Genomic DNA, 762 nt, shown 5'->3' on the forward strand with positions numbered 1-762 from the left:
GGTGCGCAAGCCATCTTCCCCCGCCGACGGCGGCGAATGGGTGGGCGACCCCATGCCCATGGAACCGCACCGGTCCACCACCCATGCCGGGGCCAGCGCCTCGTCGTCCTACGGGGCGGCGGCGCGCCTGGAACGCTGGGAACGCGCCCAGCGGGCCCAGCAACAGGGACAACGCGCCGTGCCCCACCCGTCGCCCGAACAAAGGGGGCAGCAGACTGCGGAACAGACCCCGGCCCTTCCCCAGCCGCCCGACACCCGCCCCATCCGCGACCTGTCGGCAGAGGTACGCCCCGGCTACCGTCCCAAGCAGCCCCCCCAGCCTGCCGGGCAGGTGACACCCGGGCAGGCACCGGCCGGACAGACACCACACGGGCAGGCACAGCCCGCGTCCACGCCCGTAGCCCCGGCTGCTCCCGGTATCCCAACCGCACCGGCATGGCCCACAGGGCAGCAGACCGGCCAGACCCTGCCGCCGCAGATGCAGTACACCAGGCCCCAGCCGGGTCAGCAGGCGGCTTCGACTCCCGCCGCGCAGTCCCCCCATACGCCCGTACAGGCTTCACACGGTCAGGCCCCGCTCTCGTCGCCGCACTCGCAGACCGCCATGCCGCAGCAGGCCGCCCCCGCCAAAAGCTTTGCCGAGCGCATCGCGGAACGTATCGCCGTGCACCTTGGCCGTGGCGCGGACCGTGCCCGGAATCCGGAAGGCGATCCGACGCGGCGCGCCCCGTCCCAGGCCCCCAAAGCAGGCGCCCCCGCCGC

At 74.1% G+C, this 762-nt stretch carries 1 pseudogene; it reads left to right on the forward strand.

The features are described from left to right. Positions 1 to 762, forward strand: a pseudogene (locus FVW27_RS17950) (response regulator); the annotation flags it as partial.

The organism is Nitratidesulfovibrio liaohensis (assembly GCF_011682075.1).
GTDB lineage: Bacteria > Desulfobacterota > Desulfovibrionia > Desulfovibrionales > Desulfovibrionaceae > Cupidesulfovibrio > Cupidesulfovibrio liaohensis.